Origin of the sequence: Archangium violaceum Cb vi76 (assembly GCF_000733295.1) — a bacterium.
In the GTDB taxonomy this organism is placed as follows: domain Bacteria; phylum Myxococcota; class Myxococcia; order Myxococcales; family Myxococcaceae; genus Archangium; species Archangium violaceum.
In genome coordinates, this window is sequence record NZ_JPMI01000178.1 from 31,371 (window position 1) to 55,216 (window position 23,846).

The following is a 23,846-nucleotide window of genomic DNA, read 5'->3' on the forward strand; positions in this document are numbered from 1 at the left end:
GGGGTAATCCCGAGCCTCGTGCCGAGTGGGAGAGCGATGGAAGACCGTCCGTACGTCCTCATGTCCAGGGACGAGCCGTCACAGCCTCCCGCGTCGACCCGGAAACCGATGCAGACCGAACCCGTCGCGATCTCCTTCTGTCGGGAGGTGCTGCCGGCGGTGTCGCGCACCTTCGCGTTGAACATTCCCGTGCTGCCGCGCCCGTTGGACACGGCGGTGATGGTGGCCTACCTGCTGTGCCGGATCGCCGACACGCTGGAGGACGAGGCCCACGGCCCGGCGAGCGAGGTGTTGCTGGCGGAGCTGGCGCGGCTGAGCACGCTGCCGGCGGGGTGGGAGGCGGAGGCGCGGCGCTTCTCGGAGGAGGGGGCGCGGGTGCTGCGGGCGCAGGCGCCGGAGGCGGAGGTGCGGCTGGTGGATGGGACGGCGCGGGTGCTGGAGGCGCTGGCGCTGCACGCGGCCCCGGTGCGCGAGCACGTGGCGGCCTGCGTGGCGACCATGACGAAGGGCATGGGGAAGATGGGGGACAAGGGGCGCGCCTCGGGAGGAGGCCTGGGGCTGGCGAGCCTCGAGGAGACGCTGGAGTACTGCTACTACGTGGCGGGGACGGTGGGGGAGATGCTGACGCGGCTCTTCCAGTGGTACTCGCCGGCCATCGCCGAGCGCGCGGCGGCGCTGGAGCCACGGGCGGTGGCCTTCGGCAACGCGCTGCAGCTCACCAACATCCTCAAGGACGTGCGCGAGGACCTGGAGCGGGGTAGCTGCTGGCTGCCGAGGACACTGTTGGCCCAGCACGGCCTGACGCCCGAGGCACTGCTGGAGCCCGGCAACCGGGGCGAGGCGATGAAGGCTCACGGGCAGATGGTGGCGGTGGCGCACCGGGAGCTGCGCAAGGCCTTCGAGTATGTGATGGCATTGCCGGGACAGGAGCGGGGCATCCGGCTGTTCTGCCTGTGGCCGCTGTTCCTCGCGGTGATGACGCTGCGCAAGCTGTATGGCAACGCGGCGGTGCTGGAGCGGCGGGCCGTGAAGGTGTCGCGGCGCACGGTGAAGTGGGTGGTGGCCTCGACGAAGCTGTTGGTGGGCCAGGACGCGGCGCTGAAGCTGATGTTCTCCACGCTGACGGCCCCGCTGCCCCGGTGAAGGAATGCACGGTCTCCGGTATGTGGCCGAGGTATCATTGAACGATCCTGTTGTTGGGCTATTGATGAAGGCAGGAGTCCCCTTTGCTCCCTGACTGGTCTCGACTCGCACCAAACCGACCACTTGATCCCGGCGATGTGGCGTACGTCCCGCGGCCAATGGACGCGCCTCGAATTCCCGACTGGATTCTCACCGGCCGCTCGCCACTCCTCGTGGTAGGCCCCGTTGGCGTCGGAAAGAGCACGGAACTGGCGTTCGCGGCCCAGGCACTCAAAGACAGCCGCATCGCCTGCCTCGTCCCTCTCGACCGCTTTGAAAACATGCGGACACTGACGGCTGAGCAGGCACTGCTGCGAGTCGCGGGACGACTTGCCTACGTTGCGGTGAGGGCTCTTCATTTGCCGATCACTCCGGCACTTCTCGACGAACTCGATATGTATGGAGTTCTGGCGGGCGGAGTTGCACCAAAAGTCACAGGCATGTTTCCGGTGCGGAGCGAACGGGACGTTGGGGATCTGGCGATTCTCGTCATACGCGAGATTGCGCGCAAGAGCACCCAGGGCCGAGTCACGCTGCTCATTGATGGTCTTGAGAAGACGCCGCCCGAGCCTGCCCGGCTTGTTTTTGACGCATTGGAGGGGCTGCACTCTGAAGTCGAGATCGTCGTGGTAGTACCCTGGCATGCCGCGTATGGGCCGGGCGCCGAGACGGTGATCGTTCCGGGCGAAAAGTTGGTTGTCGTACCTCCCGTTGAAGTCGAAGGCCAGGCAGGAACTGCCGGAGTCGAGTTTTTCCGGAATGTGGCAGCGCGCCGATTGCGACTCGACGAGGCAACGATCGCACAGGCGCCGGACACCTTCGGCGCGCCGGGAGGCGTGCTCGATACGTGCGCGCGGCTCAGCGGAGGAATTCCCCGCTCGTTCCTTCAGCTCCTCGCGGATGCTGTCTCCTACGCGCGTATTCTGGATGGCAAGGACTGGCCAGAGCCCGTACATGTCGCGCAAGCAGTCGCTGATCAACGTGAGAGTTTCCGTCGGCTTCTGACTCCAGGCGACGACGACGCACTTCGGAGCGTCGATGGCAAGGACGGACGCAACATGGCGCTCGAGCAGAAACTCCGGCTGCTCGCTCACGGCGTATTGCTCGAACGGCACGAGAAGGGCCAACCCGTCATGCGGCCTCACCCCATCGTCAAGTCCCTGCTCTGAGGCCACCAATGCCAGATCCAGTAGCGAGCATCGCGAACGCGATTCAGCGCGACGGTGGAGACGGGATTGTCGTGGTGTACTACCCAGATCTCGGGGTGCGCGACTGGCTCGTCAGCGAGGTGGAGTCGATTGCAGCCGTCGAGACCTCTGTGCGTACGGATTCCGTGAAGGATGCCCGTACCCACATGGACTCCCTCGTGCTGTTGCTCCCCGCCAACGAGCGCGCCGCAGTCGAGGAGCTCGACGGTGCTCGCGATCAATTCCTCGAACCGAAGCGTGCGTACCCTGTCGTGTTGTTCCTGCTGCGGGATGGGGATGGGGCCCGGGCGCTCCGCGAGGCTCCGAGTCTCGCGAGCTGGGTTCGTGGCAGTGATCCGGATCCCGAACTGCTTGCCGAAGTCGATGTCGAGGCGGAGCGCCGCGCTTTCGAGGCGGGAGCCGGCGCCTCTCCAGAGGAGTGGCTCGCGCGCTGGCGTGCGAAAGAGATTCCGATGGATGCGAGCAACGTCGTTCTTAGCTATCGCGCGTCGCTGCTGGAGAGACGATGAACGACTGGTTCGAGCTTCATGACGCACATCGTGCCCTGAGGGCGACGGGCGGCTCATCACTGAGTGATATCCGCCGGGTGCTGCGGAGGCTCATTGAAAGCGGGCACGCTGAATCATCGCTCTTCAACCGCTTTACGTACTCGAAGAACCCGCACACCGGCCTTCGCGAGTGGCGCATTGCGGCGCCCCGTGGCAAGGATAGAAAAGATTGGTCCGAGCCATTGAAGAAGCTCGCCCCGAACCTGGCGGAAGCGAGCCTGACCGTCCTCGCGCTCACCGACTCAGCCAACGAACGGCTTGGCCAGCTCACTGTCATGCTTGAGGGCAGGAGCGTTACGCGGAAGCCCTTTAGCAGGAGCGTTACGCGGAAGCCCTTCATCGTGGCCGCCCACTTGGATGACCGCCATATGGGTTCGGGAGCTTGCGGCCACGCTTTGTTCCATTGTCACGTGGGCCCTTCTTTCAAGGCGATGCCCGAGGTCCGGGTTCCACTTCCCGCGCTCAAACCCGCTGCGGCGCTCGAATGGGCGCTGTCCGTGGTCCTGCCAGATTGGGAGCCGGTCCCCTGGCATGAGGTCATTGCGCATGCCAATCGCCAGGGTACTTGATTAGTTCCACGGCAGGGCGGAGCGTTTCGCCCAGTAGGTCTCCGGTGGCTCGATGAGGCGGCGCAGCTTGTCCTGGGCTTCGTCTCCGAGCTTCACCTCCAGCGCACGCAGGTTGCTCTGGAGTTGCTCCACGGTGGTGGCCCCGCTCAGCACCACGGACACCCACGGCTGCGCGAGCACCGCGGCGATGGCCACCGCGTCCACCGTGGCGCCCAGCTCTCCAGCCACTTCGCGCAGGGGACGCAGCGCTGGATCCTCGTCGCGCGCCGTGAGCCGTCCGTTGGCCACGGCCTCCTTGATGATGACGCCCCAACCCGCCGCATGGGCCTCGGCGAGCACCGGGCCCGCGGACGGCTCCAGCAGGTTCCACGTGGCCTGCACGCAGGAGAACAGGGGTGCACCGCCGGCCTGGACCTCGAGGGCACGCCGCAACACCTCGGCCTGCCGGGGCCCACTGAGCGACAGCCCCACGCGCACCCCCGAGTCCCTCAGCCGCCCGAGCTCCTCCCGGACTCCCGTGTCCTCCAGCACGCCGCTCTCGAAGGTGGCCGAGTGGATTTGATACAGCCGCAGCCAGGGTCCGAGCAGTGTCTGGCTTTCACTCCACTGCCGGCGCAGGGTGGGCAGCGAGTGGTCCTTCACCTCGTGGCGATCGGCATCCACGCGCCAATCGGCGGTATAGGTGTAGCCCCACTTGGAGCCGGCCACGACGTCCTCCGGGCGCAGGCCGCGAGCCTTCAACCACGAGGCGAGGAAGGCCTCGGCACGGCCATAGGAGCGGGCGGCATCGAAGTAGCGGAGGCCCGCGTGGTACGCCGCGTCCAGCACCTCATGGGCCTGGCGCTCCATGGCCTCGACGGAGCGAGCTCCGCCGAAGTCCTTCGCATGGCCGAGGGTGATGTACCCGGGGCGGCCGAGCGCGGCGAGTCCGAGGCCCAGGGGAGACACGGTGGGCCCGGAGGCCCCGAGGGTTCGTGGCATGGCCTTCTGCCTACCTGAAGCGGGCGGCCACGGGGAGGCTCGTGCACCGGCACCGTGGGAGAGTGGACGGCCGGATTGTGGAGAACTTGGGGACGGAGCCGGTGCCTTCCTGTAACCGGAAGGGGCCGAGCGACTTATCCACAAGATATGAGCCAGGAGAGACGAAGCCGACGCGGGGTGCGGGTGTTGCTGCCGCTGCTGGTGCTCGGGGGGCTGGCGGCCGGGGAACCGGAGCCCGGGCATTCACACGAGGAGGGCACGAAGGTGTACGCCGTCCAGAAGACCGATGCGGAGTGGAAGCAGCAGCTCACGCCCGAGCAGTACAAGGTATTGCGCAAGCAGGGCACCGAGCGGGCCTTCACGGGGAAATACTGGGACCTGAAGGCCGCGGGCACCTACCACTGCGCGGCGTGTGGCCAGCCGCTGTTCAGCTCGGAGACGAAGTTCGACTCGGGCACGGGCTGGCCGAGCTTCTGGCAGGCCCTGCCCGGCGCCGTGGACTCCCACGAGGACAGGAGCTGGCTCATGGTGCGCACCGAGGTGGTGTGCGGCCGTTGCGGCTCGCACCTCGGGCACGTGTTCGACGATGGCCCGGAGCCCACGGGCCTGCGCTACTGCATGAACTCGGTGGCGCTCGACTTCCGGCCGAAGTGAGCCTCACCCTTCGCGCTTGCGGAACACGACGGTGAAGTTGTTGCCAGGCATGTCGATGACCTGGTCGAGCTCCAGCCCATGGGCCCGTGCCTCCGCGGTGACGGCGCCCAGCTCGCGCACGCCCCAGGCCGGGTTCCGCTCGCGCAGCGAGGCATCGAAGGCGAGGTTGCTCGGCGCGGTGGGCCGGCCCTCGATGAAGTACGCCCCGTAGAGGATGAGCGGGCCTCCGGATGGCAGCACCCGGGCGGCGCCTCGCATCAATCCCTGACATGCTTCCCAGGGGGAGATGTGGACCATGTTGATGCACACGATGGCGTCGGCGGACTCCACGGGCCAGGTGGAAGCACGGGCATCCAGCGCGAGCGGCTCGCGCACATTGGGCAGACCCTCCTCCCGGCGCCAGGCTTCGATGCTCGAGCGGGCGATGGAATCCGCATCCGTGGGCTGCCACACGAGCTCCGGAAAGGCGCGAGCGAAGAAGACGGCATGCTGCCCGGTGCCACTGGCGATCTCGAGCACGGTGCCGCGCGAGGGCAACAAGTCGCGGAGGACGGAGAGGAGGGGCTCGCGGTTGCGTTCGGCGGAGGGGGCGTGCTGTTTCATGGGTTGCGCATGCTCCCTCTCCCCCTGGGAGAGGGCGGGGGGTGAGGGTCGTCATGGGACCATACCCTCACTGATGACGTTCCTGGTGCTGCGCGTGGTGGACGGGCAGTTCGGCGACTCGCTGCATCCCCGAGTCCTCCCGCTGTTGCACGTGGCGTGGATGCTCACCTTCGCCTTCGGCAGTATCCGCGCGGGCATGTCGCTGGCCATCCTGACGGTGACGCGCCTGAGCATCCGCACCCCGCCGCCGAAGATCCTCCGGGACGTGGTGGAGATCTCCCTCTACGTGATCGCCGTGGTCCCCATCCTGCGCGCCGAGCTGGCCATCGACTTGACGAGCCTGCTGGCCACCTCGGCCATCGTCTCGGTGGTGCTCGGTCTCGCGATGCAGGACACGCTGGGCAACCTGTTCGCGGGCCTGTCGCTGCAGCTCGACGGCATGCTGGCGCACCGGCGCATGCAGTTGGAGGCGGCGATGGCGGCCTCGGGCATCTTCCGGCTCGACGGAGGGAGCCCCTGGAAACGAGAAGGGTGGAGACATGGAGCCCCCCAGCCCCGTGTCTCCACCCCGGTACCTCGTGATCGCCCGCGAGTCCTACTTCAAGAGCTACTCGTACTGCACCTGAGAACCGCCGGAGCTGTTCACCTGTACGCTCGCGGGCTTCTTCCCGGCCTTCACCGTCGAGCCACCGGACAGGTTGCCCTGGATGCTGCGCTCGGGGGAGGCCTCGACGCGCGTGCCGCCGCTGGCCGTCACGTGGAGCGACTCGAGCCGCAGCTTGCCGGCCTCGATGACGGATCCGCCGCTACCGGCAATTTTCAGCTCCCCCGTGCTTCCCTCGAGCGACAGCTCCGAGCCGCCGCTGGCCGCCGCCTGGACGTTCTTCGAGTCCACCTGGGTGAGCTCCACCTCGGAGCCACCGCTGGCGGCCACCACGAAGGAGTCCACGCGGGTGGCCTCGGCGTCCACTTCGGCACCGCCGCTGGCCGCCACGCTCTCCACGCGCGGGCTGGTGACGTACAGGCGTACGTTCTTGAGACCCTTGTTGAAGAAGGACGAGCCCTTCTCCACCTGCGTCGTCAGCACGCCGTCCTTCACCTCGAGCTTCACGCGGGCCAGGTCGTCCTTGTTGCCCTCCAGGCGCACCGACTTGGGGCCCGGCTTCACCTCGGCGTGGATGCCGTGGCTCACCGCCACGCCGCGGAAGTCGGGGACCTCGATCTGCCCCGCCCTGGCGGCGTCCTGCGCGAAGGCGGACGTGGAGGCCAGGAGGGCAACGGGGAGGAGCAGGGAGCGCAGCTGCATGGTGGGTACCTCGGAGAAGGGAGAGGCGCGGGGCCTCGTGTCCTTCACGGTACGCACCCGGCCGCGAGCGATTGCACGCGGGCCGCCCGGCCGCTCACTCCCGGCCGAGCTTCTCGAGGGGCGCGCGGATGGAGGTGACCTCGCCCGCCTGGATTTCCACCTGGAGCTTCAGGGGTTTGAAGTGCGGCGCCACCAGCCGCAGGGTGTGCTTGCCTGGCGCGAAGGGCACCCGGAAGAGCGGCGTCTCGCCCAGCGCGCGGTTGCCCAGGTACACCTTGGCGTAGGGCTCCGTGGCGAGCGTCAGGAAGCCCTTGTCACCCGAGGGCTCGGCCGCGCCCGTGCGCTCGCGCTCCAGGGCCTGCCAGGCCCGGTCCGCCTCGTCGGCGGTCGTCACCTGCTCGGGCGATGTCTCCACGTTGGACGCGGTGCGTGGGGCCGTCCGGCGCGAGGGTGTCACCTTGCCGCGCTTCGCCGCCTGCGTCGCCTCCGGGGCCTCGGCCTGGGGTGCCTCGTCCTTCGGGGACGCCTCCGCCGGTTCCCCACTCGCGGCGGGGGCCTCGGCCTTCGCCTCGGGCGAGCCCGGAGCGGTGCCGGTGTCCGCCTCCGTGGGTGCCGCCGCCAGGGCGTCGGTGGGGGCCGTGGTTTCCGGTGGGGCGCTGCCTTCCGGTGCGGCACCGGCTTCCGGCGTGGCACCGGCTTCCGGCGTGGCGGTGGGCTCGGGGGCGGCTGTCTCCGGCGTGGCGCTCGCGGCGGCTGACCCGGGAGCCTCGGGAGCCGGGGTCGAATCAACCGGGTTGGCGGGTGCTGCCTGGGCCTCGGGTGGGGACTTCGTGGCGGGAGGCTCGCTGGCCGCGGGTGGGGGCGGGAAGAGCCGCGAGGACACGAGCCCTCCATCCAGCCTCAGCGCGACGAGGGCGGCGAACCCTCCCATGAGGAGCAGGACGAGGAGCGCGGCCCACGGCACCCTCCGGCGTGAAGGTGCCTCCGAGGCCTCGTTGGCCACGGTGGCCTCTTCCGAGGGGTCGCCTCCGCGCTTCACCGGGGTGTGTCGGCGGGAGATGGGCTGGGGATGCGCGGGCGTGAGGTCTTCCTCGTCCGTCACCTCGTCCCGGGGCCCGGGGAGGGGCCGGGAGGCCGGGGCCGGTGGCGACAGGAAGGGCACGGTGCGCGGCTCCGGCTCGTTGTCGTCATCCTCGGGCTCCATGGGCCGGGAGGCGGTGGACGGCGGCCGGAGATACGGAGTGGTGAGGAACTCGGGCCCCTCGTCGTCCTCGGGTGGCACCGCGGGCAGCCGGGAGGGCGGGGCCAGCGCCGGCAGGACGGGCATGGTGCGCGGCTCCGGCTCATCGTCCTCGGGTGCCGGCGTCCGGGCCAGCGGCGCGCGCCGGGCGGGCACGGTGGGGCTCTCGGAGGGGAGCGGGGGAGTGGAGGGCCCGGGAGGGAACGTGGGCGAGCCGGTGGGCAGGGTGACGGCGTCCAGGTGCGCCAGCGAGGGACGGCGGCCCGTGCGGGTGGAGTCGTACCGGGGCTGGGTGGCGTCCGGGTCCGAGGCGGCGGGCTGCTCGCCGGTGGGCGTGGCGCGCTGCGGCCGGATGATGGCGGTCTTCAGCCCGGGCTCGCGCGTCTCCGGGAGGGAGGGCGCGGCGTCCGAGCGGCCCAGGCCGCGCCGCGGCTCGGCCCGGGTCTGCTCCGGTGACGCGGTCCGGCCCTGCTCCACGGGCGTGGGGGAGCGCACCGGGCGGGGAGGCTCGGTGAGGACGGGCAGGGAGGGCAGCGTCGAAGGATCCACCTGGGCGCGGGCCGGCGTGGACTGCGGGGGCCTGGGAGGCTCGGTGAGGACGGGGAGGGAGGGCAGCGTCGAGGGATCCACCTGGGCGCGAGCCGGGCGGGCGCGGGAGGTGGAGGAGGGAGCCGGCGGATGGAGGACCCCGGTCTCCTCGGGAGGAGGAGGCGGCGTGGCGGGGAACTGGGAGGAGGAGGCCGTGCGCTTGTCCCCCGGGGACGAGGCGGGAGGCTTCGCGACCACGGGGTAGGGGACGAGCTCCGTCTGATCCGGCCGTGCGGGGGCGGGTGGCGAGAGCTGGGGCGCGGAGATGGTGGGGAGGCGCGGCGCGCTGGGGGTGGGGGTGCGCGGGGGCGGCGCGGCGGGAGGCGGAGGGGTGGGGCCGTCCTTGTCGGGGAAGAGCTGGGCGAGCTTCACCACGCCCGTGCTGTCCACGCCGGCCCGGCCGCTGCTGGCCAGCAGCTGCCGCGTCTGCTCCAGGCGCTCGGCGAAGAGGCGCTTGAGCAACTCACTGCTCTGCTCGGGCAACCAGATGAGGGGGCCCACCGCGCGCTCCAGGGCGCGGGCGAACTCGAGCGTGGTGGCGTACCGGTCCGCCCGCTTGCGCGCGAGCGCCTTGAGCACGATGGCGTCCAGCTCGGGGGGAATGGCCTTGTTGATGCGCGAGGGCTCGGGGATGGGGCCCTTGAGCACCGCGTTGATCACCGCCATGGGCGCCTTGCCCGGGAAGAGCCGCATGCCGGTGAGGCACTCGTGCAGCACCACGCCCAGGCTGAACAAGTCACTGCGCGCATCCAGCGGCTCGCCGAGGATCTGCTCCGGCGACATGTAGCCGCTGGTGCCCTTCACCATGCCGACGGCGGTGCGGCTGACGGCGGACAGGCTCTTGGCGATGCCGAAGTCCAGCAGCTTGGTGACGCCCTCGTACGTCACCATGATGTTCTTCTCGGCCACGTCGCGGTGGATGACGGGCGAGGGCTGGCCGAGCGCATCCGTGAAGGTGTGCGCGTAGTGCAGCGCGAGCGCGGTGTCCCTCACGGCCGCGAGCCCGAAGCCCGGAGGCATGGGCTCGTTGGCGGCGCGGCAGGCGCGGGCCATCTCCAGCAGCGTGGCGCCCGGGACGAACTCCATGGCGAGGAACAGCTCGTCATCATCCACGTCCAGGTCGAACACCTGGGCGATGTGGGGGTGGTTGAAGGCGGCGGTGACCTTGGCCTCGTCCAGGAACATCTGGACGAACTCCTCCTGGCCCTGGATGTCCGGGAGGATCTTCTTGAGCACCACGGGTTTGTGGAAGCCGGCCAGGCCCCGCTTGGTGGCGAGGAAGATTTCCGCCATGCCACCGGTGCTCAGACGGCAGAGCACCTCGTAGTTGCCCATCTGCCGGCCGCGCACATCACCCGGCGCGAAGGGGAGCTTCGACCCAGCCATTCGAGAAAACCAAGCTTATAGGACTCAGCGCCCCAAGGTGAAAGCCACCGCCGTGATTTTCATCGTAATCCTTTGAAATCACTCGATCTCGTTGAGGGAGGACATGCGAATGGGTCGATTGCGCAATGGATTCGTTGCGCAATATCCTCGTTGCACGACTCGAGCAGCTGAAAGGGGGCCGACATGCCACCGAGGAACATCGCAGGGGCACCAGCGAGGGGACCGGACTTCTGGGGGAGGGAGAGAGACGTCGAAGCGGTCTGGAAGCTCCTGGAGCGGGGGAGCGTGCTGCTCACGGCGCCGAGGCGCTGGGGCAAGTCGTCACTGATGTACGCGCTGCATGATCAGCCCTGGCCCGCCTGGAGCGTGCGGCAGCTGGATGTGGAGTATGTCGAGACGCCCGCCCAGTTCCTCACCGAGCTGGCGGCCAATCTGCTGCAGCTCGATCCGGTCCTGGGAGTGTTCAAGAAGACCCGGGAGCTTCCCACCTCGCTGGTGCGCTGGGTGTCCGGGGCGCTCTCGGAGGTCGAAGTGGGGGCGCTGGGCGATCTCAAGCTCAAGCTGCGCGATTCGCTCCGGGATGAGCAATGGCCCGAGCTGGCCGAGCAACTGCTGGGTCAGCTCCAGCGGCTGGAGGGCTCGCTGCTCATCGTCATCGACGAGTTTCCCATGATGGTGGACACCTTCCTCGACAAGGACCAGGAGGGCTGTCTGCGCTTTCTGCGGTGGGTCCGCGCCCAGCGCAGGCCCCAGCAGGGTCTGATGCTGCGCTTCCTCCTGGGTGGCTCGGTCAACATCGAGCCGCGTCTGGAGCGGCTCGCCCAGGAAGCGGTCCTCAACGATCTGGAGCGCTTCCAGCTCCAGCCCCTGCCGCTCGACAGGGCCATCGAGTTCGTGACCGAGGTGCTCAAGGGCGAGAGCGTGCCCTTCGAGGAGGGCACGCCCCGGAAGATCGTCGAGACCGCGGGCACGGGTGTGCACTTTTTCCTCCAGGTGCTCATCAACGAGTGCATGTCGGAGATGAGGCAGCAGCGTTGGCCCCGGCTGCTGGTGGAGCACATCCAGCCGGCCTACGAATCCCGCGTCCTGGGTCCGCCCAACCGCGCACGCTTCAGCCACTACCACTCGCGGCTCAAGAGCAATTACGGAGCGTTGGAGGAGCCGGCCCGGCTGTTGCTCGCGGAGCTGGCCCGTGCGCCCGTCAGCAACGTGGATGAACTGCGCATGGTGCTGTTACGGCATGGTCTGGACAAGGTCGAGCTCGATGACCTGGTGGCGCGGCTCGAGTCCGACTACTACGTGACGCGCAGCGGTGGTGAGGTGCGCTTCCACAGCAACTTCCTGAAGGACTGGTGGCTGCGAAACGCTCCGGGAATCCGGAGGAAGCCATGAGCCAGCGCGGGCCCCTGCTGTTCAATCCCTCCCGGGCTTCTTTCGAGGAATTGGAGAAGACCTTCGTCGGGCGGTGGCCGCAGTTGGAGGCGTTCGAGCGTGACCTGCTCGCGGATGGAGCCGGTCCGAGCACGCGGCACTGGCTGCTGATAGGGCCTCGTGGCTCGGGCAAGAGCCACTTCACCGAGCTGCTCAGCCGGAGGCTGCGGCAGAACCATGGTTGGGGCGTCGCCCGCCTGCCGGAGGAGCACTACCAGATCGCCAGTGTGGCGGAGCTGCTCGAGCAGATCCTCATCCGCCTGGAGGGGTTGAAGGTCTCTCCCTTCGCGCAGGAGCGAGACCCGCGCAGGGTGGAGGAGCTCGCGATCGATCGGCTGAGGGCGTGGAGGCAGAAACATGGGAAGCCCTGCCTCGTCGTTCTGGAGAACCTGGGCCAGTTCCTGGATCGGAAGCTGACGGCACGCCGGGACCAGAGCCGCTTGAGGGAGGTCCTGATGCAGGAGCCTCCTTTCATCCTGCTCGCCACGGCGACCAGCTACGTCGAGGCCACGGTCGAGCACAGCGCTCCCTTCTATGACTTCTTCCAGATCAGCATGCTCGATGAGCTGTCCAGGGAAGAGGTCATCGGGCTGGTTCAAGCGCGTGCGCAATGGGACCAGGATGAGAACCTGCTCGGGAGGATGGAACAGGTCAAGCTCCGCCTCGAGGCCATCTTCCACTTCAGCGGAGGTAATCCAAGACTCGTGCTGGCGCTGTATGGAGTCCTGCGGCATGGCGTCACGGAGGATCTGCATACCCAGCTCCTCGAGTTGCTCGACGAGGTGACTCCGTACTACCAGGCGCGCCTCACCAATGTCTCACCGCAGATGGTCCGCGTCTTGACCGAGATGGCATTGGCTGAAGGCCCGTTGACCCCGGCGGAGATCGGGCGCAGGACGCGGCTCACCACCCCGCAGGTGACCGCGAACATCACCAGACTCGGTGACGAGCGGTTCGTCCGTCCAGGAGGACGGCCCGAGGATCAGCGCAGCCGCTACTACGAACTGACGGACCGCCTCTTCCGGATCTGGATGCAGATGCGCGAGGGCGAACCCGTCCGGCAGCGGCTGCTATTGCTGACGGAGTTCTTCCAGCGTTGGTATGGATGGGATTGGGAAGAGCCTGGCAGTGAAAGTCCCGGTCGTTGCCAGGATCTACTGAAGACGCTCGATCATCTCTCGGAGGCGTTCCCTGATGAGCATGATGCCTTGAGGGTATGGCAGCTGGACTCCTCCTCGGGTACTGATGACCCTCAACTGATCGCGAGAGAGGCACTCGCCCAGGCCTTCCGTGCCCACATGCCCCGGCTGGCGCGCGTTCCCCGCCTTCGTCCCCACGTCCTGGAGTGCTACCGGCGCCTGCGTGAGCGAGGCATCCTCACGGAGGACATCCCCCCCTATTCCGATGCCCTTGCTGTCCAGAATGCTCCCTCGGTGGACAGAGCGCTCAGCGCGCTGCACCCGGAGATGCGCGAGGCCGTGGCCCTTCTCCTGGGCCGCGCTTCTGACGAAGCCGGCGACTCCAAGCAGCAGAGCGCCTCGTAGTGGCCATGCCCCGGCGCGCATCCCCATGCCGGCGCCAGGGGACACCTCGAACCGGCCATTCGCGAAAATCCCGCTCGTAGAACCGGCAGTCCCAGCGCGGAAATCTCCACCGTGATTTTCGCGTGAGAGCGCAATGACAACGGATTCCACCCACATCCGAGCACTCCCGAGCCGCTGAATCCGGCACCGCTCGGAGCTGGAGGGGTGAAGTGTCCGGAGGTCCATTCTCAAGAACCAAAAGAAAACTCCAGGGTGCACGGAATGCCCATGCCCTGGGTGCGACGGGAGGAGAGGGCAATCCCTACCGGCGGTACGAGGGAGCTGTTCACTGTCTGGCGCGACACGGGGGTGGGGTTGGGCAGCAACGCTTCCGGAGATCCGGCCCCGGGGTGCCGCTGCAAGGGCTTTGGCGTGTGTCCACATTGGCGGAACCGAAATTCCATCCAGGTGACCGGTACGACGGTGGGGCAAAAAACTTTCAGTGTTCACGTAAATCGGCTCTCCACGACAAACGGAGCTCCCATGGCGACGGAGAAGGCGGAGCGCGTGCGAACGCGGGAAAGCGGCCTGGGGTACCGAATGGGACCGGGGCTGGCGGCGGTGGCGAAGGTGGAAGGGGAGCTGCACTCGGCGGGGAGGTTGGTGCAGCTGTCACCGGAGCATCTGACGTTGAGCCTGACGAGGCCCACGGGACTGAGGCCGGGTCAGCGGACGAACGTGCTGTTGGGGTTGGGAGGAGAGGCCCGGATGCTGAGGGCCGAGGTGATGAATGTCTATGAGCCCGGCCCGGAGGAGCAGCCGGAGCTGAGCCTGCGTTTCGTGGCGCCGGCGTTGGACCAGGGCCGTCACATCGTGACGATGCTGGAGGGCTGGAGGGATCAAGGCCAGCTCGAGGCGCCGAGCACGCTGCCCATCTGGCGGGAGCGGATTACACGGGTGGACAGGATTGGCCGCATCTTCGAGGCGCTGACGGCGAGACGGTGCCGGGGCATGGCGAGGTGCGAGGCGGGGGATGTGGAGTTGGTGGCGGCGCTCTACGACAAGTACGACGGGCGGGTGTCGTGGGAGGTGATGGGCGCGCTGCCGCCGGTGCCATTCACGCTGGAGGTGTTTGGCTTCAGCTCGGTGCTGCACTTCCGGGTGGAGCAGGCGGTGTACGAGGATGGGCTGTGGGGCGTGCCGCTGCCGCGGGAGCTGATGCGCTACCGGCACCGCAAGCTGAGGAGGGCGCCTGCGGGGGACGGGTGCGTGGCGCGTTTCGGGCATCCGCTGTGGCCGCAGGTGCGGGTGGAGCGGGAGCTGACGGATATCTCCTACGAGGGTTTGTCATTCGCGACGCAGCCGGGGGAGGACCTGCTGTACCCGGGGCTGGTGCTGCCGGAGCTGGAGGTGGGGCAGCCGGGGGAGGAGCCGGTGAGGATGCGTGCGGAGGTGCGCAACATCACGGGCACGGCGCTGGGGAGGCGGTGCGGGATGAAGGTGGAGCCGCTGGGGGAGCGGGAGCTGGCGCGCTGGCAGCGGCTGGTGGAGGAGCAGAGCCATCCGAACACGCGGGTGTCGGGGGATTGGAACCGGGGGACGTGGGATTTGTTCGAGCGCTCGGGGTACTTCCGGCTGTCGGGGAAGAGTCCGGGGGACTTCGAGCGGATGCAGGCGGAGTACCGGGAGGCGCACGAGAAGCTGGAGGGGAACCGGAGGCTGGGGTACCGGGTGGTGAGGCCGATGCCGAGCGGGGAGACGGTGGAGGCGAGCCTGTCGTGGCTGAAGCCATACTCGGGGAGCTGGCTGGCGCACCAGTTGGCGAGACACCAGCCGCGCAACGAGAAGCTGAGGAGCACGGCGCGCGAGGCGTTGCGGGACGTGTATTTGAGAGGCTTCGAGCCGGCGCAGACGGACCCGGAGGTGAAGTGGTTCCTGGCGTACTGCGAGGCGAACGTGAGGTGGGTGCGCTTCACGGCGCTCGACTTCGCGGAGTGGTACCAGCACACGGGGCAGGCGTGCGTGGTGCCGTTCCGCTTCATGGAGGCGGACGCGAAGCGGGAGTGGGAGATGCCGGAGGGCTTCAGCCTGGGGGCGCCGACGGAGGAGGAGAAGGCGGCGCTCTTCGAGCGGCTGAAGGAGACGAGGCCGGAGGCGTACCGGGAGGCGCTGGACCTGGTGCCGGAGCGGTTCGGTCTGGAAGGGCTGAAGCGCAAGTGGGCCGAGGCCGGACTGAAGCGTGAGCGGGACGTGCTGGTGGCGCGGAAGGACGGGCGCGCGCTGGCGGTGGGCATCCTGGAGACGGCGCACGCGGGGTTGAACCTGTTCCACGTGCTGGACGGGCTGCGGGTCATTTCGCTGGTGGATGAGGCATCAGCGGAGGGTCAGGAGGCGTTGCTGGCGTTGTTGGCGGGAGCTGCGGAGTGGTACCGGGCGAGAGGGCTGAGCGTGTTCGTGCACTACGTGGAGACGGAGCACACGGGGTACACGGAGAAGGCGAAGCTGGTGGACCTGGGAGAGGGGCGTATCTGGATTCTCTCGGCGCAACTGCTGCCGGACTTCATCGAGCACCTGTGCGAGGCGACGACCCCGAGGGGAGACCTCTGAAAGTCTTTACCAAAAAGGAGGCCCAATTCCTACCAATCATCGCCCAATATCCCCTCGCCCTCCGGGAGAGGGACGGGGTGAGGGTGCCACGACTCCCAGGTTGATCCCGTGCGATGCTCGTGGGTCGAGCTGGAGGCAGGTCGTTGAGACGTACGCGAGGGGTGTGTCACACTCCTCGCATGGCGGACCCGCTAAAGCCTGACACGGCAGTCCCGGTGGTGATCGATCGCCGCCGGTTCCTGACCTGGGTGGTGGCCTCGCCCGCGTTGATGGTCGCGGTGCGGTTGGACTCCAGCTTCGCGCAGACTGGCCCCGCAGAGACGGAACCGGCCTCGTTCAACCTCTACATCTCCATCCAGGCCGATGGGCGCGTCGTGGCGACCCTGCCTCGCACCGAGATCGGCCAGGGCATCACCACCGCCGTGGCCATGCTCGTCGCCGAGGAACTCGACACCCTCCTCGACTCCGTGGAGGTGCGCACCGCCGACGCGGATCCTCGCTGGCTCATCCAACTCACCGGTCTGTCCTCGACCATGCGCTACCTCGCCGGCCCCGTGCGCGCCGCCGCCGCGAGTGCCCGCGCCCGCCTCGTCACCGCCGCCGCGCACCGCTGGCAACTCCTCGCCTCCCGCCTCACTACCTCCAGGGGTGAAGTCCTTGCTCCCGATGGCCGCCGCGCCAGCTACGGCGAGCTGGCCCGGGACGCGGCGAGCGTGCTGCTGCCCGAGGTCTCCCCGCTGCCCAAGGACGTGGCCTCGTACACGCTCGTCGGTCAGCCCACCGGACGCATTGATGCCCGGGACATCGTCACCGGCAAGGCGCGTTACGCCCTCGACCTGTCCATTCCCGGTGCGCTGCCCACCGTGGTGGCCAGGCCTCCCACGCTGCGCGGCTCCGTGGTCAGTCATGACGCGTCGGCGGCGCTCGCCATGCCCGGTGTGGTGGGCGTGGTTTCCCTGCTCACGGGCGTGGCCGTCTCCGCCCAGAGCTTCGCCCAGGCGCTCGCGGCCCGTGATGCCCTGCGCATCACCTGGGCTCCCGGTCCCGCCAGCCACCTCTCCGACGCGGACATCGAGGCCCGCCTGCGCGATGGGATGGGCTCTCGTCCCCTCCCGCCCCTGTTCACCGCGCGCACCCTCGAGGCCCGCTTCGACTTTCCCTATCTCGCCCACGCCCCCATGGAGACGCAGAGCTGCGTCGCCCGCGTCACCTCGGACCACGCCGAGCTCTGGCTGGGCGCGCAGGATCCGAAGTTCGCCCAGCGCGAGGTCGCCGAGGCGCTCGGTTGGGCACTCACCCCACAGCGCGTCACGGTGCACACCACGCGCGCGGGCGGTGGCTTCGGCCGGAGGTTCTTCAACGAGCCCGCCGTGGAGGCCGCGCTCGTGTCCCGGGCGCTCGGGAGGCCCGTGAAGTTGATGTGGACCCGCAACGACGACATGCGTCAGGGCCGCTACCGCCCGGCCAGTCATCACCGGCTCCTCGCCTATCTGGGCTCGGGCGGCTCCATCCTCGGCTGGCACCACCGCTCCGTCATCCCCACCGTGGAGTTCCCCCACGGGTTCGGAGATCTCCTCACCTCGCTGGTGGGCACGGTCCTGCCCGGGGTGACGAGCCAGACGTTCTTCGCGCTGTCCCAGAAGGTCCCGTACCGCTTCGGGCTGGTGACGCAGCAGCTGCGCGAGGTGCCGATTCCCATCCCCACCGCCTCGTTCCGCTCCGTGTACAGCAGCCAGGTGACGGTGGCCAACGAGCTCTTCGTGGACCAGGTGGCCCGGGAGCTGGGCCGTGACGCGGTCGAGCTGAGGCGCGCGCACCTCTCGTCGAAGCGGCTCGAGGCCGTGCTGGACACCGTGGTGCGCGAGGGGCAGTGGGGCAGGGCGCTCCCGTCCGGGGTCGCGCAGGGCGTGGCCGTCCACGAGGAGTGGGACAGTGCCATCGCCCACCTCGTCGAGGTGGACGTGAGCGGTGCGGAGCCCAAGGTGCTGCGGGTCGTCATCGCCGCGGATGTGGGCCTGCCCATCAACCCTCGCGGCATCGAGGCCCAGTTGCAGGGCGCCACCATCGACGCCCTGTCGACGACCTTGAGCGCGGGCCTCCACATCGACGCGGGTGCCGTGCGCGAGGGCAGTTTCGCCGACTACCGCTGGCTGCGGATGAAGCACACGCCCGCCACCATCGACGTGCACCTCGTCCGCTCGGATGACCGGGTCGGCGGGGTGGGCGAGCTCGGTTACCCCACTGCGGCCGCCGCCCTGGGCAATGCGCTCGCCCGGGGGACGGGCACGTTGCCCACGCGCTTTCCCATCCTCGAGGCAGGAGCCTGAACATGCCGGTCCACCACTTCACGCTCAATGGCGACACGGTCTCGGTGGAGGCGCCGGAAGACACGCCCCTGCTCTGGGTGTTGAGGGATGCACTCGGAGTGACGGGGCTCAAGTACGGCTGCGGGGTGGGGGTGTGCGGCGCGTGCACCAGCCACCTCGAGGGCAATGCCTTCCGTCCCTGCATCCAGCCCGTGGGCGGCGTGGCGGGCCGCCAGGTGACCACCATCGAGGGACTCGGAGGCGAGGGGCTCCACCCCGTGCAGCAGGCGTGGATCGACGAGGACGTCGCGCAGTGCGGCTTCTGCCAGCCCGGGCAGATCATGGCCGCGGTGGCGTTGCTGCGGCACAACCTGGACCCCTCCGACGCGGACATCGACGCGGCCATGAGTGACAACGTGTGCCGGTGCGGGACGTATGTGCGGATCCGCGCGGCCATCAAGCTCGCTGCCCGGAGGCTCCGGGGCGAAGCCAGCGGGACGTGACGTTCCTCCAGCCTCGTGTACCAGCCGACGCGAGGGGCGTGCCGGCGTCTGGCCATGAACGCATCCCGGTGTGTCATTCGAGGCACTTCCTGCACGGGCCGGTGAGAGGGTCTACCCATGCCGGGAAATGACATCCCGACATGTGGTCCGCGCCATTCTCCCGCCCTCCTGGCCCCTCCTCGTCGTTGTCCTGCTCGTGCTCCCCGGTTCCTCCGCCCGAGCCTTCTGTCCCACCAATGGGCTCAAGTGTGGCCTTGGCGGAACCGGAGTCACCCACGAGGACATGACGAAGCGGGTGATGACGGAGCTCGGTGCCGAGTTCTTCGGGACATCGCACCAGACCCGCGCGATGCGGAGCGCCATCGGGGAGATCGTCCAGGCCAACGCCGAGGTCGACCAGGACCAGACGAATGGCTTCAAGCACTTCGACGGCGAGAGCTTCGTTCCGGGCAAGCAGCGGCTCGTCGCGCTCTTCGACGGGGTGGTCCTCTCCCTTCGGGCCGGGGATGCTCGGGGCGCCCGGAGCCAGCTCGGCCAGGCCCTCCACACGCTCCAGGATTTCCATTCCCATTCGAACTGGCTCGAAGCGGGTCACGCGGGCGCGCTTCCCAGTCTGTGGCGCTCCGGCGAGCCGCTGCCCGCTTCCGCCGGGGCGGAGACTCCCACGTGTGAGGATTGCGAGCCCGTCCTCCTCTCGGACGGGAGCCTCTTCCTCGACTGCGGCGGCAATCTCCTCACGCCCCTGCTGACCAGTGGCTACTACGGCGGTGAGAACGAGGTCCCCGCCACCGCTTCCAAGTGCCGCCATGGTGGGCCCTTCGATACCGGACCCGGACCCTCCGGTGGCATCAACAAGGACACCTTCCATCAACTCCTGTCACCGCATTTCCGTCTGCACACGGAGGCGGCGGACTCGGCCGTGGAGGCGAGCAGGCAATTCATCCAGGATCTCCAGGCCCGGCTGACCCGGAGCGAGCTCGAGCTCCTGTTCGGCGTGGGCCCCACCTTGACCCTGGCCATCGGCCCCACGGGGAGGCTCGGTCCCCTTCTCGCGCTGTTCCAGGCCCAGCTCTCCCAGCTCGTCGACTCCCGGATCGGCACCGACCAGGAGCCCTTGCGCTACGTCCTGGTGTCCTTCACGGAGGCGTCCACCGGTCCGCTCACCGTTACCCATGATCCGCTCGAGCTCAAACGCCTCCTTGGCACGCTGGTGGCCACGGCGGGGGGTGGCTGCTCCGGACCGTCCATGGCGGCGGCGCTCCAGGCGCTCGGTGCTTCGGGCGGGGGCGGGGAGCTCTTCCTCTTCACCCCGCGGGCGGCCTCCCGGGATGGCCACCTGGCGTCCCAGGTCAGCAGCCTCGCCTGGCACCAGGGGACGCGGATCCATGCCTTCCTGTCCGGCGCGTGTGGAGGCCTCGCCGATGCTTCCCCCGAGTACCAGCGGCTCGCGTCGGAGACGGGCGGACAGGTCTTCCTGCTCCAGCCGCTCGAGGCCGCGCCCCTCACCCACCTCATCGATGCCACCGTCCGGGCCAACACCGTGGAGCTCCTCTCCGTGGCGGACGAGCGCGGGGGGACCCGGGCCGTCTTCCCCGTGCCCGTCGACTCCACGCTGTCGCGAGTGACCTTCTCCCTGAGCGGAAGCCCGTCCCTGCGCCTCACCCGGCCCGATGGCTCACCGGTGCTGGGCGTGGAGCCGGGAGTGCGGCGTCTCCAGCTCTCCACGGGCGTGTTGGTGACGGTGCTCGATCCGGCGCCCGGCGTGTGGACCGCGACCCTCGACCCGGCGGGTGGATACTCCCTCCACGTGCTCGGCGAGAGTCCGGTGGGCTTCGATCGCTTCGCGCTCGTCGAGACCGCCGGACGTCCGGGGCACCAGGGATACTTCGCGCTGGAGGGCCTTCCGGTGCTCGCCAGTCCTTCCACGGTGGTGGCAGGGCTCTCCGGCGGCATCGCCTCCGCGCGCTTCGAGCTGAGAGACACCGCGGGAGCGCTCCTCCAGCCGCTGGAGCTGACGCCCGAGCCGGGTGGCCCTCCGTTGGAGCTCACGGGGACGGTGGCGCTTCCCTCGCGTCCGTTCACCGTCTACGCCCTCGGCACCCTGCCTGGCGGAGAACCCTGGCAGCGGGTGCTGAGCCGGCGGTTCCAATCCCAGACCGTGCGTCTCTTCGCACCGTCATCCCAGAGGCTCGTTCCGGGGAGGACCTCCTATACCTTCCAGGTGGAGAACTCCGGCGCTCCGGCGACCTTCCGTTTCACCGCGCGGGATGACCGGGGTTTCGTCACCGGTGTTTCTCCAGGCTCCTTCACGCTCGGCAGTGGAGAGCGCCGGGCCCTCACCGTCCAACTCGAGGTGCCAGAGGACGTGGCTCCGGGCACGAGCGACACGCTGCTCGCGATGGTGGAGGGCACCGCTCCGGCGGGGGCGCGCAACTTCGCGGTGGTGACGAGCGTGCCGGGCCCGGAGGTCACGGTGGACTGTGGTGGAGCCCGGCCCGGTGTCGCGACCTTGTGGCCACCGAATCATGGCTTCGTCCCGGTGGGCGTGGAGGGGGTGGCGAGCTCCGATGGAAGTCCGGTGCGCATCACCATCGACCGGGTGCTCCAGAGCGAGGCACCGGGAGAGGGCGCGTGCCCGGATGTCCGAGGACTCGGTGGCTCGACGGTGGAGCTGCGCGCCGAGCGAAGCGGCTCGGGTCCCGGCCGTCTGTACCAGCTCCGGTTCACCGCCCGGACGGACACCGGGGGCCACTGCACGGGAAGCGTCCAGGTGTGTGTGCCTCACGGAAAGAAGGGCTCCTGTCCTGCCGCCCGTGTGGCCTTTGATTCCAGTCTCTGTCCTGGGACGGAGTTTCCTCCCGGGAAGTGAGCTCGAGGTGCGCTCCACGGTGGAGGCGGGTACGTCCTTCCGCGTCCTGCTTCCCCGCGACATACTCCCGGCATGAGCGTGGAAGGTCAGCCGGAGTAGGCGGAGCCTCCGGGCGCAAGCTATTCGGACCAGACGAGCGCCAGATTGAGCTCGATGGCCTCGAAGGGCTCGGCGCGCACCCGCTCGTCTCCGGCGAAGGAATGGACGAGCAGCCATTCCCTCTCGATGAGCCGGAACACATCGAGCGTCTGGGCCAGCGGATCCACGTGCCACACGTGCCGCACGCCTTCCCGGGCGTAGATGCGCATCTTCTGGCCCTTGTCCCTGCGCCGCGTGCGCTCGGAGAGGATGTCGCACGCCCAGTCCGGTGCGAGGTCGTAGTGCGCCGGGAGCTCGACTCCTCCCTCGGCGCGCCTCAGGCGCTCGCGTCTCCACCCCGCAAGGTCTGGTACGAGCTTGTCCGGGCCCGGGCCGAGATGGATCTCTGGTTTGAAGAGGATGCTCCACCCGCCTGGTCCCTCCCTGCCAAACACGAAGGGACCTCCGATAAGGCCAAGGAGGTTCGACGCCACGTTGACATGCGGGCGGGCCGGGTGAGGGCTGAGGTGCAGCTCTCCGTCCAGAATCTGCGCCACCATCTCCTCCGGTGACGCCTGGAAGGCCGCCTCGACGGACGGGGCGTTTCGCTCGGTGGACTCGGACTTGGGTGGACGGTGGAGAGCCATGAGGGAGGATTTCATCATGCCGCTCTCCTCGCGGGAGCCATCTCCTTTCGAGACCCTCCGCTCGAGGCCCTACGCGCGCGCGTCCTTCCACTGCAGCTCCGTCAGCTCCCGGCCGAGTTGCTCCCGCCGGCCCTCCGCCTCGGTGACGGCCCGTCCCAGTTGTCCGACGTCGTAGGCCCGTGCCTGCTCGGGCGAGAAGATCTCCGCCACCTTTCGCAGCAGCCCGCACATCCGCGCCACATCCGCACGCGAGCTCTCGGTGGCCTCCTTCAGCCGCCGCAGCGAGTCCTCCAGCAGGGGCTCGGCCACCACGCGCTTCAGCTCCTCGGCGGTGTTCACCTTCGTTCCCCTGCCCAGCAGGCCCGCGAGCACGCCTCCGACGAGCGCCGCCCCCAGCACCGCCCACCCTCCATGCCTGCGCGCCACGCCCGTCATCATCGCCGCGCCCACGCCCGCCATTCCGCCCGTCCGCGCGAAGCCCCAGTCGAAGAAGAGCGAGCGCGGCTCCACCAGCCGGCCGAAGCGGTCCTCCAACTCCAGCCGGGCCTCGCCCTCCACCTCCCGCGCCAGCTCGCGCTCCAGCACCTCGTCGAGCCGCTGGCGCAGCGCGTGCGACCGTGGCTCCACCCGCGCGCTCAGCTTCTCCCGGAAGGCCCGCGTCAGCGAGCGCTGGGCCTCGGGCAGCCGCGACTCCAACTCGCGCACGCTCTCCTCCACGAGCCGGGGCAGCTCGCCCTCCAGCCGTTGGCTCTCCTCCCGCAGCAACTCGTCCAGGCACAGCCGCAGGCGCGCGAGCGTCTCCGGCCGCAGCCCGGCCAGGTCCTTCATTCCGAGCAGCGCGTGCACGTCCGCGAGCACGCCGCTCCAGTCCTTCAGCGCCTCCTCGAGCAGCACCCGCTGCCGCTGCGCCAGCCCCTCCGCCAGCTCCTCGCGCAGGGCCTCCAGCCCCTCGCCCGTGGTGCCGGAGACGGTGAAGACAGGCACCCTCCGCTGGGGCACCGCCTCCCGCAGCACCTGCTCGAGCCGTTCGCGCGCGGTGCCGGCCGACACCCCCTCGGGCAGTTCATCGCAGCGCGTGAGCACGGCCTGGAGCGAGCCCTCGGGGAACGCCTCGGTGAGCTGTTGGAGCCAGGCCAGTACCTCCGGGGACGGAGCCGCTCCCGGCGCGAGCACCATCAGGCAGTGCTCGGCCAGTTCGCCCACGCTCAGGCCTCCGCCTTCCGAGCCGCCGGACTCCACCTCCAACCACTTCCAGGGCACGTCCGGGCCCAAGGCCCCGCGCAGCGTGCTCTTGCCCACCCGCGCGGTGCCGGCCACGGCCACCACCGGCCGGGAGATGCGCTTCAGGTCCACCGCGCCGCGCTCCAACTCCCGGGCGAACGGCACCTGTTCGAACAGGCTCTCCCGCTCAGCGTCCAGGCTCTGGGTGATACGCGCGTGTTCCCGGATGTGCTCGTCGTGCTTCATGGCCCTCCTCACCAAGGCCTCGAGCGTATCTCAGCCCTCCCGATGAGGTGTTCGTTGCGGAACACTCGTGGTTCATGCCATCAGTGCTGGTTGTCATAGCGAAGCATGCCACGAAGGCGCTCATCGAACGGGCGTTGCTCCCTGCCAGGG

18 protein-coding genes are annotated in these 23,846 nt (G+C 69.0%); 11 read left to right on the top strand and 7 right to left on the bottom strand.

What is annotated here, in order from left to right:
- The first annotated feature begins 108 nt into the window (after positions 1–108).
- From Q664_RS26065 to Q664_RS26080, 4 genes are all read left to right on the top strand, one after another.
- Positions 109–1,143: a phytoene/squalene synthase family protein gene (locus Q664_RS26065; RefSeq protein ID WP_043401312.1), complete on the top strand. Its 1,035-nt coding sequence runs from the start codon at positions 109–111 to the stop codon at positions 1,141–1,143.
- A 158-nt stretch (positions 1,144–1,301) separates the two neighbouring features.
- The gene (locus Q664_RS26070; RefSeq protein WP_152622341.1) at positions 1,302–2,351 is read left to right on the top strand and encodes a P-loop NTPase family protein; all 1,050 of its coding nucleotides are present in this window, start codon (positions 1,302–1,304) and stop codon (positions 2,349–2,351) included.
- An 8-nt stretch (positions 2,352–2,359) separates the two neighbouring features.
- Entirely contained in the window at positions 2,360–2,899 is a 540-nt protein-coding gene (locus Q664_RS26075; RefSeq protein WP_152622342.1) for a hypothetical protein, read from the top strand.
- Positions 2,896–3,507: a hypothetical protein gene (locus Q664_RS26080; protein WP_043401318.1), complete on the top strand. Its 612-nt coding sequence runs from the start codon at positions 2,896–2,898 to the stop codon at positions 3,505–3,507. Before Q664_RS26075 ends, Q664_RS26080 begins: the two co-directional genes overlap by 4 nt.
- On the opposite strand, the gene Q664_RS26085 is transcribed toward Q664_RS26080, so the two are convergent.
- A complete protein-coding gene (locus Q664_RS26085; protein ID WP_043401320.1) occupies positions 3,508–4,488 on the bottom strand; it encodes an aldo/keto reductase in 981 nt (326 codons plus the stop codon). It lies immediately after the preceding gene.
- 147 nt (positions 4,489–4,635) lie between these two features.
- On the opposite strand from Q664_RS26085, the gene msrB reads away from it, so the two are divergent.
- Entirely contained in the window at positions 4,636–5,142 is a 507-nt protein-coding gene (msrB, locus tag Q664_RS26090; RefSeq protein WP_084610385.1) for a peptide-methionine (R)-S-oxide reductase MsrB, read from the top strand.
- A 3-nt stretch (positions 5,143–5,145) separates the two neighbouring features.
- Here the strand turns inward: msrB and Q664_RS26095 are convergent, their stop codons facing one another.
- From Q664_RS26095 to Q664_RS62260, 4 genes are all read right to left on the bottom strand, one after another.
- Positions 5,146–5,745, bottom strand: coding sequence for a DUF938 domain-containing protein (locus tag Q664_RS26095; protein WP_043401322.1), 600 nt, complete (start codon positions 5,743–5,745; stop codon positions 5,146–5,148).
- A gap of 282 nt (positions 5,746–6,027) precedes the next feature.
- Positions 6,028–6,237: a hypothetical protein gene (locus tag Q664_RS62705; RefSeq protein ID WP_043401328.1), complete on the bottom strand. Its 210-nt coding sequence runs from the start codon at positions 6,235–6,237 to the stop codon at positions 6,028–6,030.
- 115 nt (positions 6,238–6,352) lie between these two features.
- The gene (locus Q664_RS26110; protein ID WP_043401331.1) at positions 6,353–7,051 is read right to left on the bottom strand and encodes a head GIN domain-containing protein; all 699 of its coding nucleotides are present in this window, start codon (positions 7,049–7,051) and stop codon (positions 6,353–6,355) included.
- A 94-nt stretch (positions 7,052–7,145) separates the two neighbouring features.
- Positions 7,146–10,265 carry a serine/threonine-protein kinase gene (locus Q664_RS62260; RefSeq protein ID WP_043401333.1) on the bottom strand — a complete coding sequence of 1,040 codons (3,120 nt, stop codon included), beginning with the start codon at positions 10,263–10,265 and terminating at the stop codon, positions 7,146–7,148.
- Between the two features lie 285 nt (positions 10,266–10,550).
- Between Q664_RS62260 and Q664_RS26120 the strand changes: the two genes are divergently transcribed.
- From Q664_RS26120 to Q664_RS26145, 6 genes are all read left to right on the top strand, one after another.
- Entirely contained in the window at positions 10,551–11,657 is a 1,107-nt protein-coding gene (locus tag Q664_RS26120; protein WP_043401335.1) for a hypothetical protein, read from the top strand.
- Positions 11,654–13,240, top strand: a complete 1,587-nt coding sequence (locus Q664_RS26125; RefSeq protein ID WP_043401338.1) for an AAA family ATPase — start codon at positions 11,654–11,656, stop codon at positions 13,238–13,240. Before Q664_RS26120 ends, Q664_RS26125 begins: the two co-directional genes overlap by 4 nt.
- 522 nt (positions 13,241–13,762) lie before the next feature.
- A complete protein-coding gene (locus Q664_RS26130; protein ID WP_052518685.1) occupies positions 13,763–15,826 on the top strand; it encodes a hypothetical protein in 2,064 nt (687 codons plus the stop codon).
- Between the two features lie 179 nt (positions 15,827–16,005).
- A complete protein-coding gene (locus Q664_RS26135; protein ID WP_043401341.1) occupies positions 16,006–18,153 on the top strand; it encodes a xanthine dehydrogenase family protein molybdopterin-binding subunit in 2,148 nt (715 codons plus the stop codon).
- Between the two features lie 2 nt (positions 18,154–18,155).
- Complete coding sequence (locus Q664_RS26140; protein ID WP_043401344.1) at positions 18,156–18,635, top strand: (2Fe-2S)-binding protein; 480 nt, start codon at positions 18,156–18,158, stop codon at positions 18,633–18,635.
- Positions 18,636–18,918: 283 nt separating this feature from the next.
- Entirely contained in the window at positions 18,919–21,504 is a 2,586-nt protein-coding gene (locus Q664_RS26145; RefSeq protein WP_152622343.1) for a COG1361 family protein, read from the top strand.
- 119 nt (positions 21,505–21,623) lie between these two features.
- Here Q664_RS26145 and Q664_RS26150 read toward each other — a convergent pair whose 3' ends face one another.
- Positions 21,624–22,247 carry a Uma2 family endonuclease gene (locus Q664_RS26150; RefSeq protein WP_235216878.1) on the bottom strand — a complete coding sequence of 208 codons (624 nt, stop codon included), beginning with the start codon at positions 22,245–22,247 and terminating at the stop codon, positions 21,624–21,626.
- Between the two features lie 51 nt (positions 22,248–22,298).
- Entirely contained in the window at positions 22,299–23,696 is a 1,398-nt protein-coding gene (locus Q664_RS26155) for a hypothetical protein (protein ID WP_043401348.1), read from the bottom strand.
- Positions 23,697–23,846: the final 150 nt, after the last annotated feature.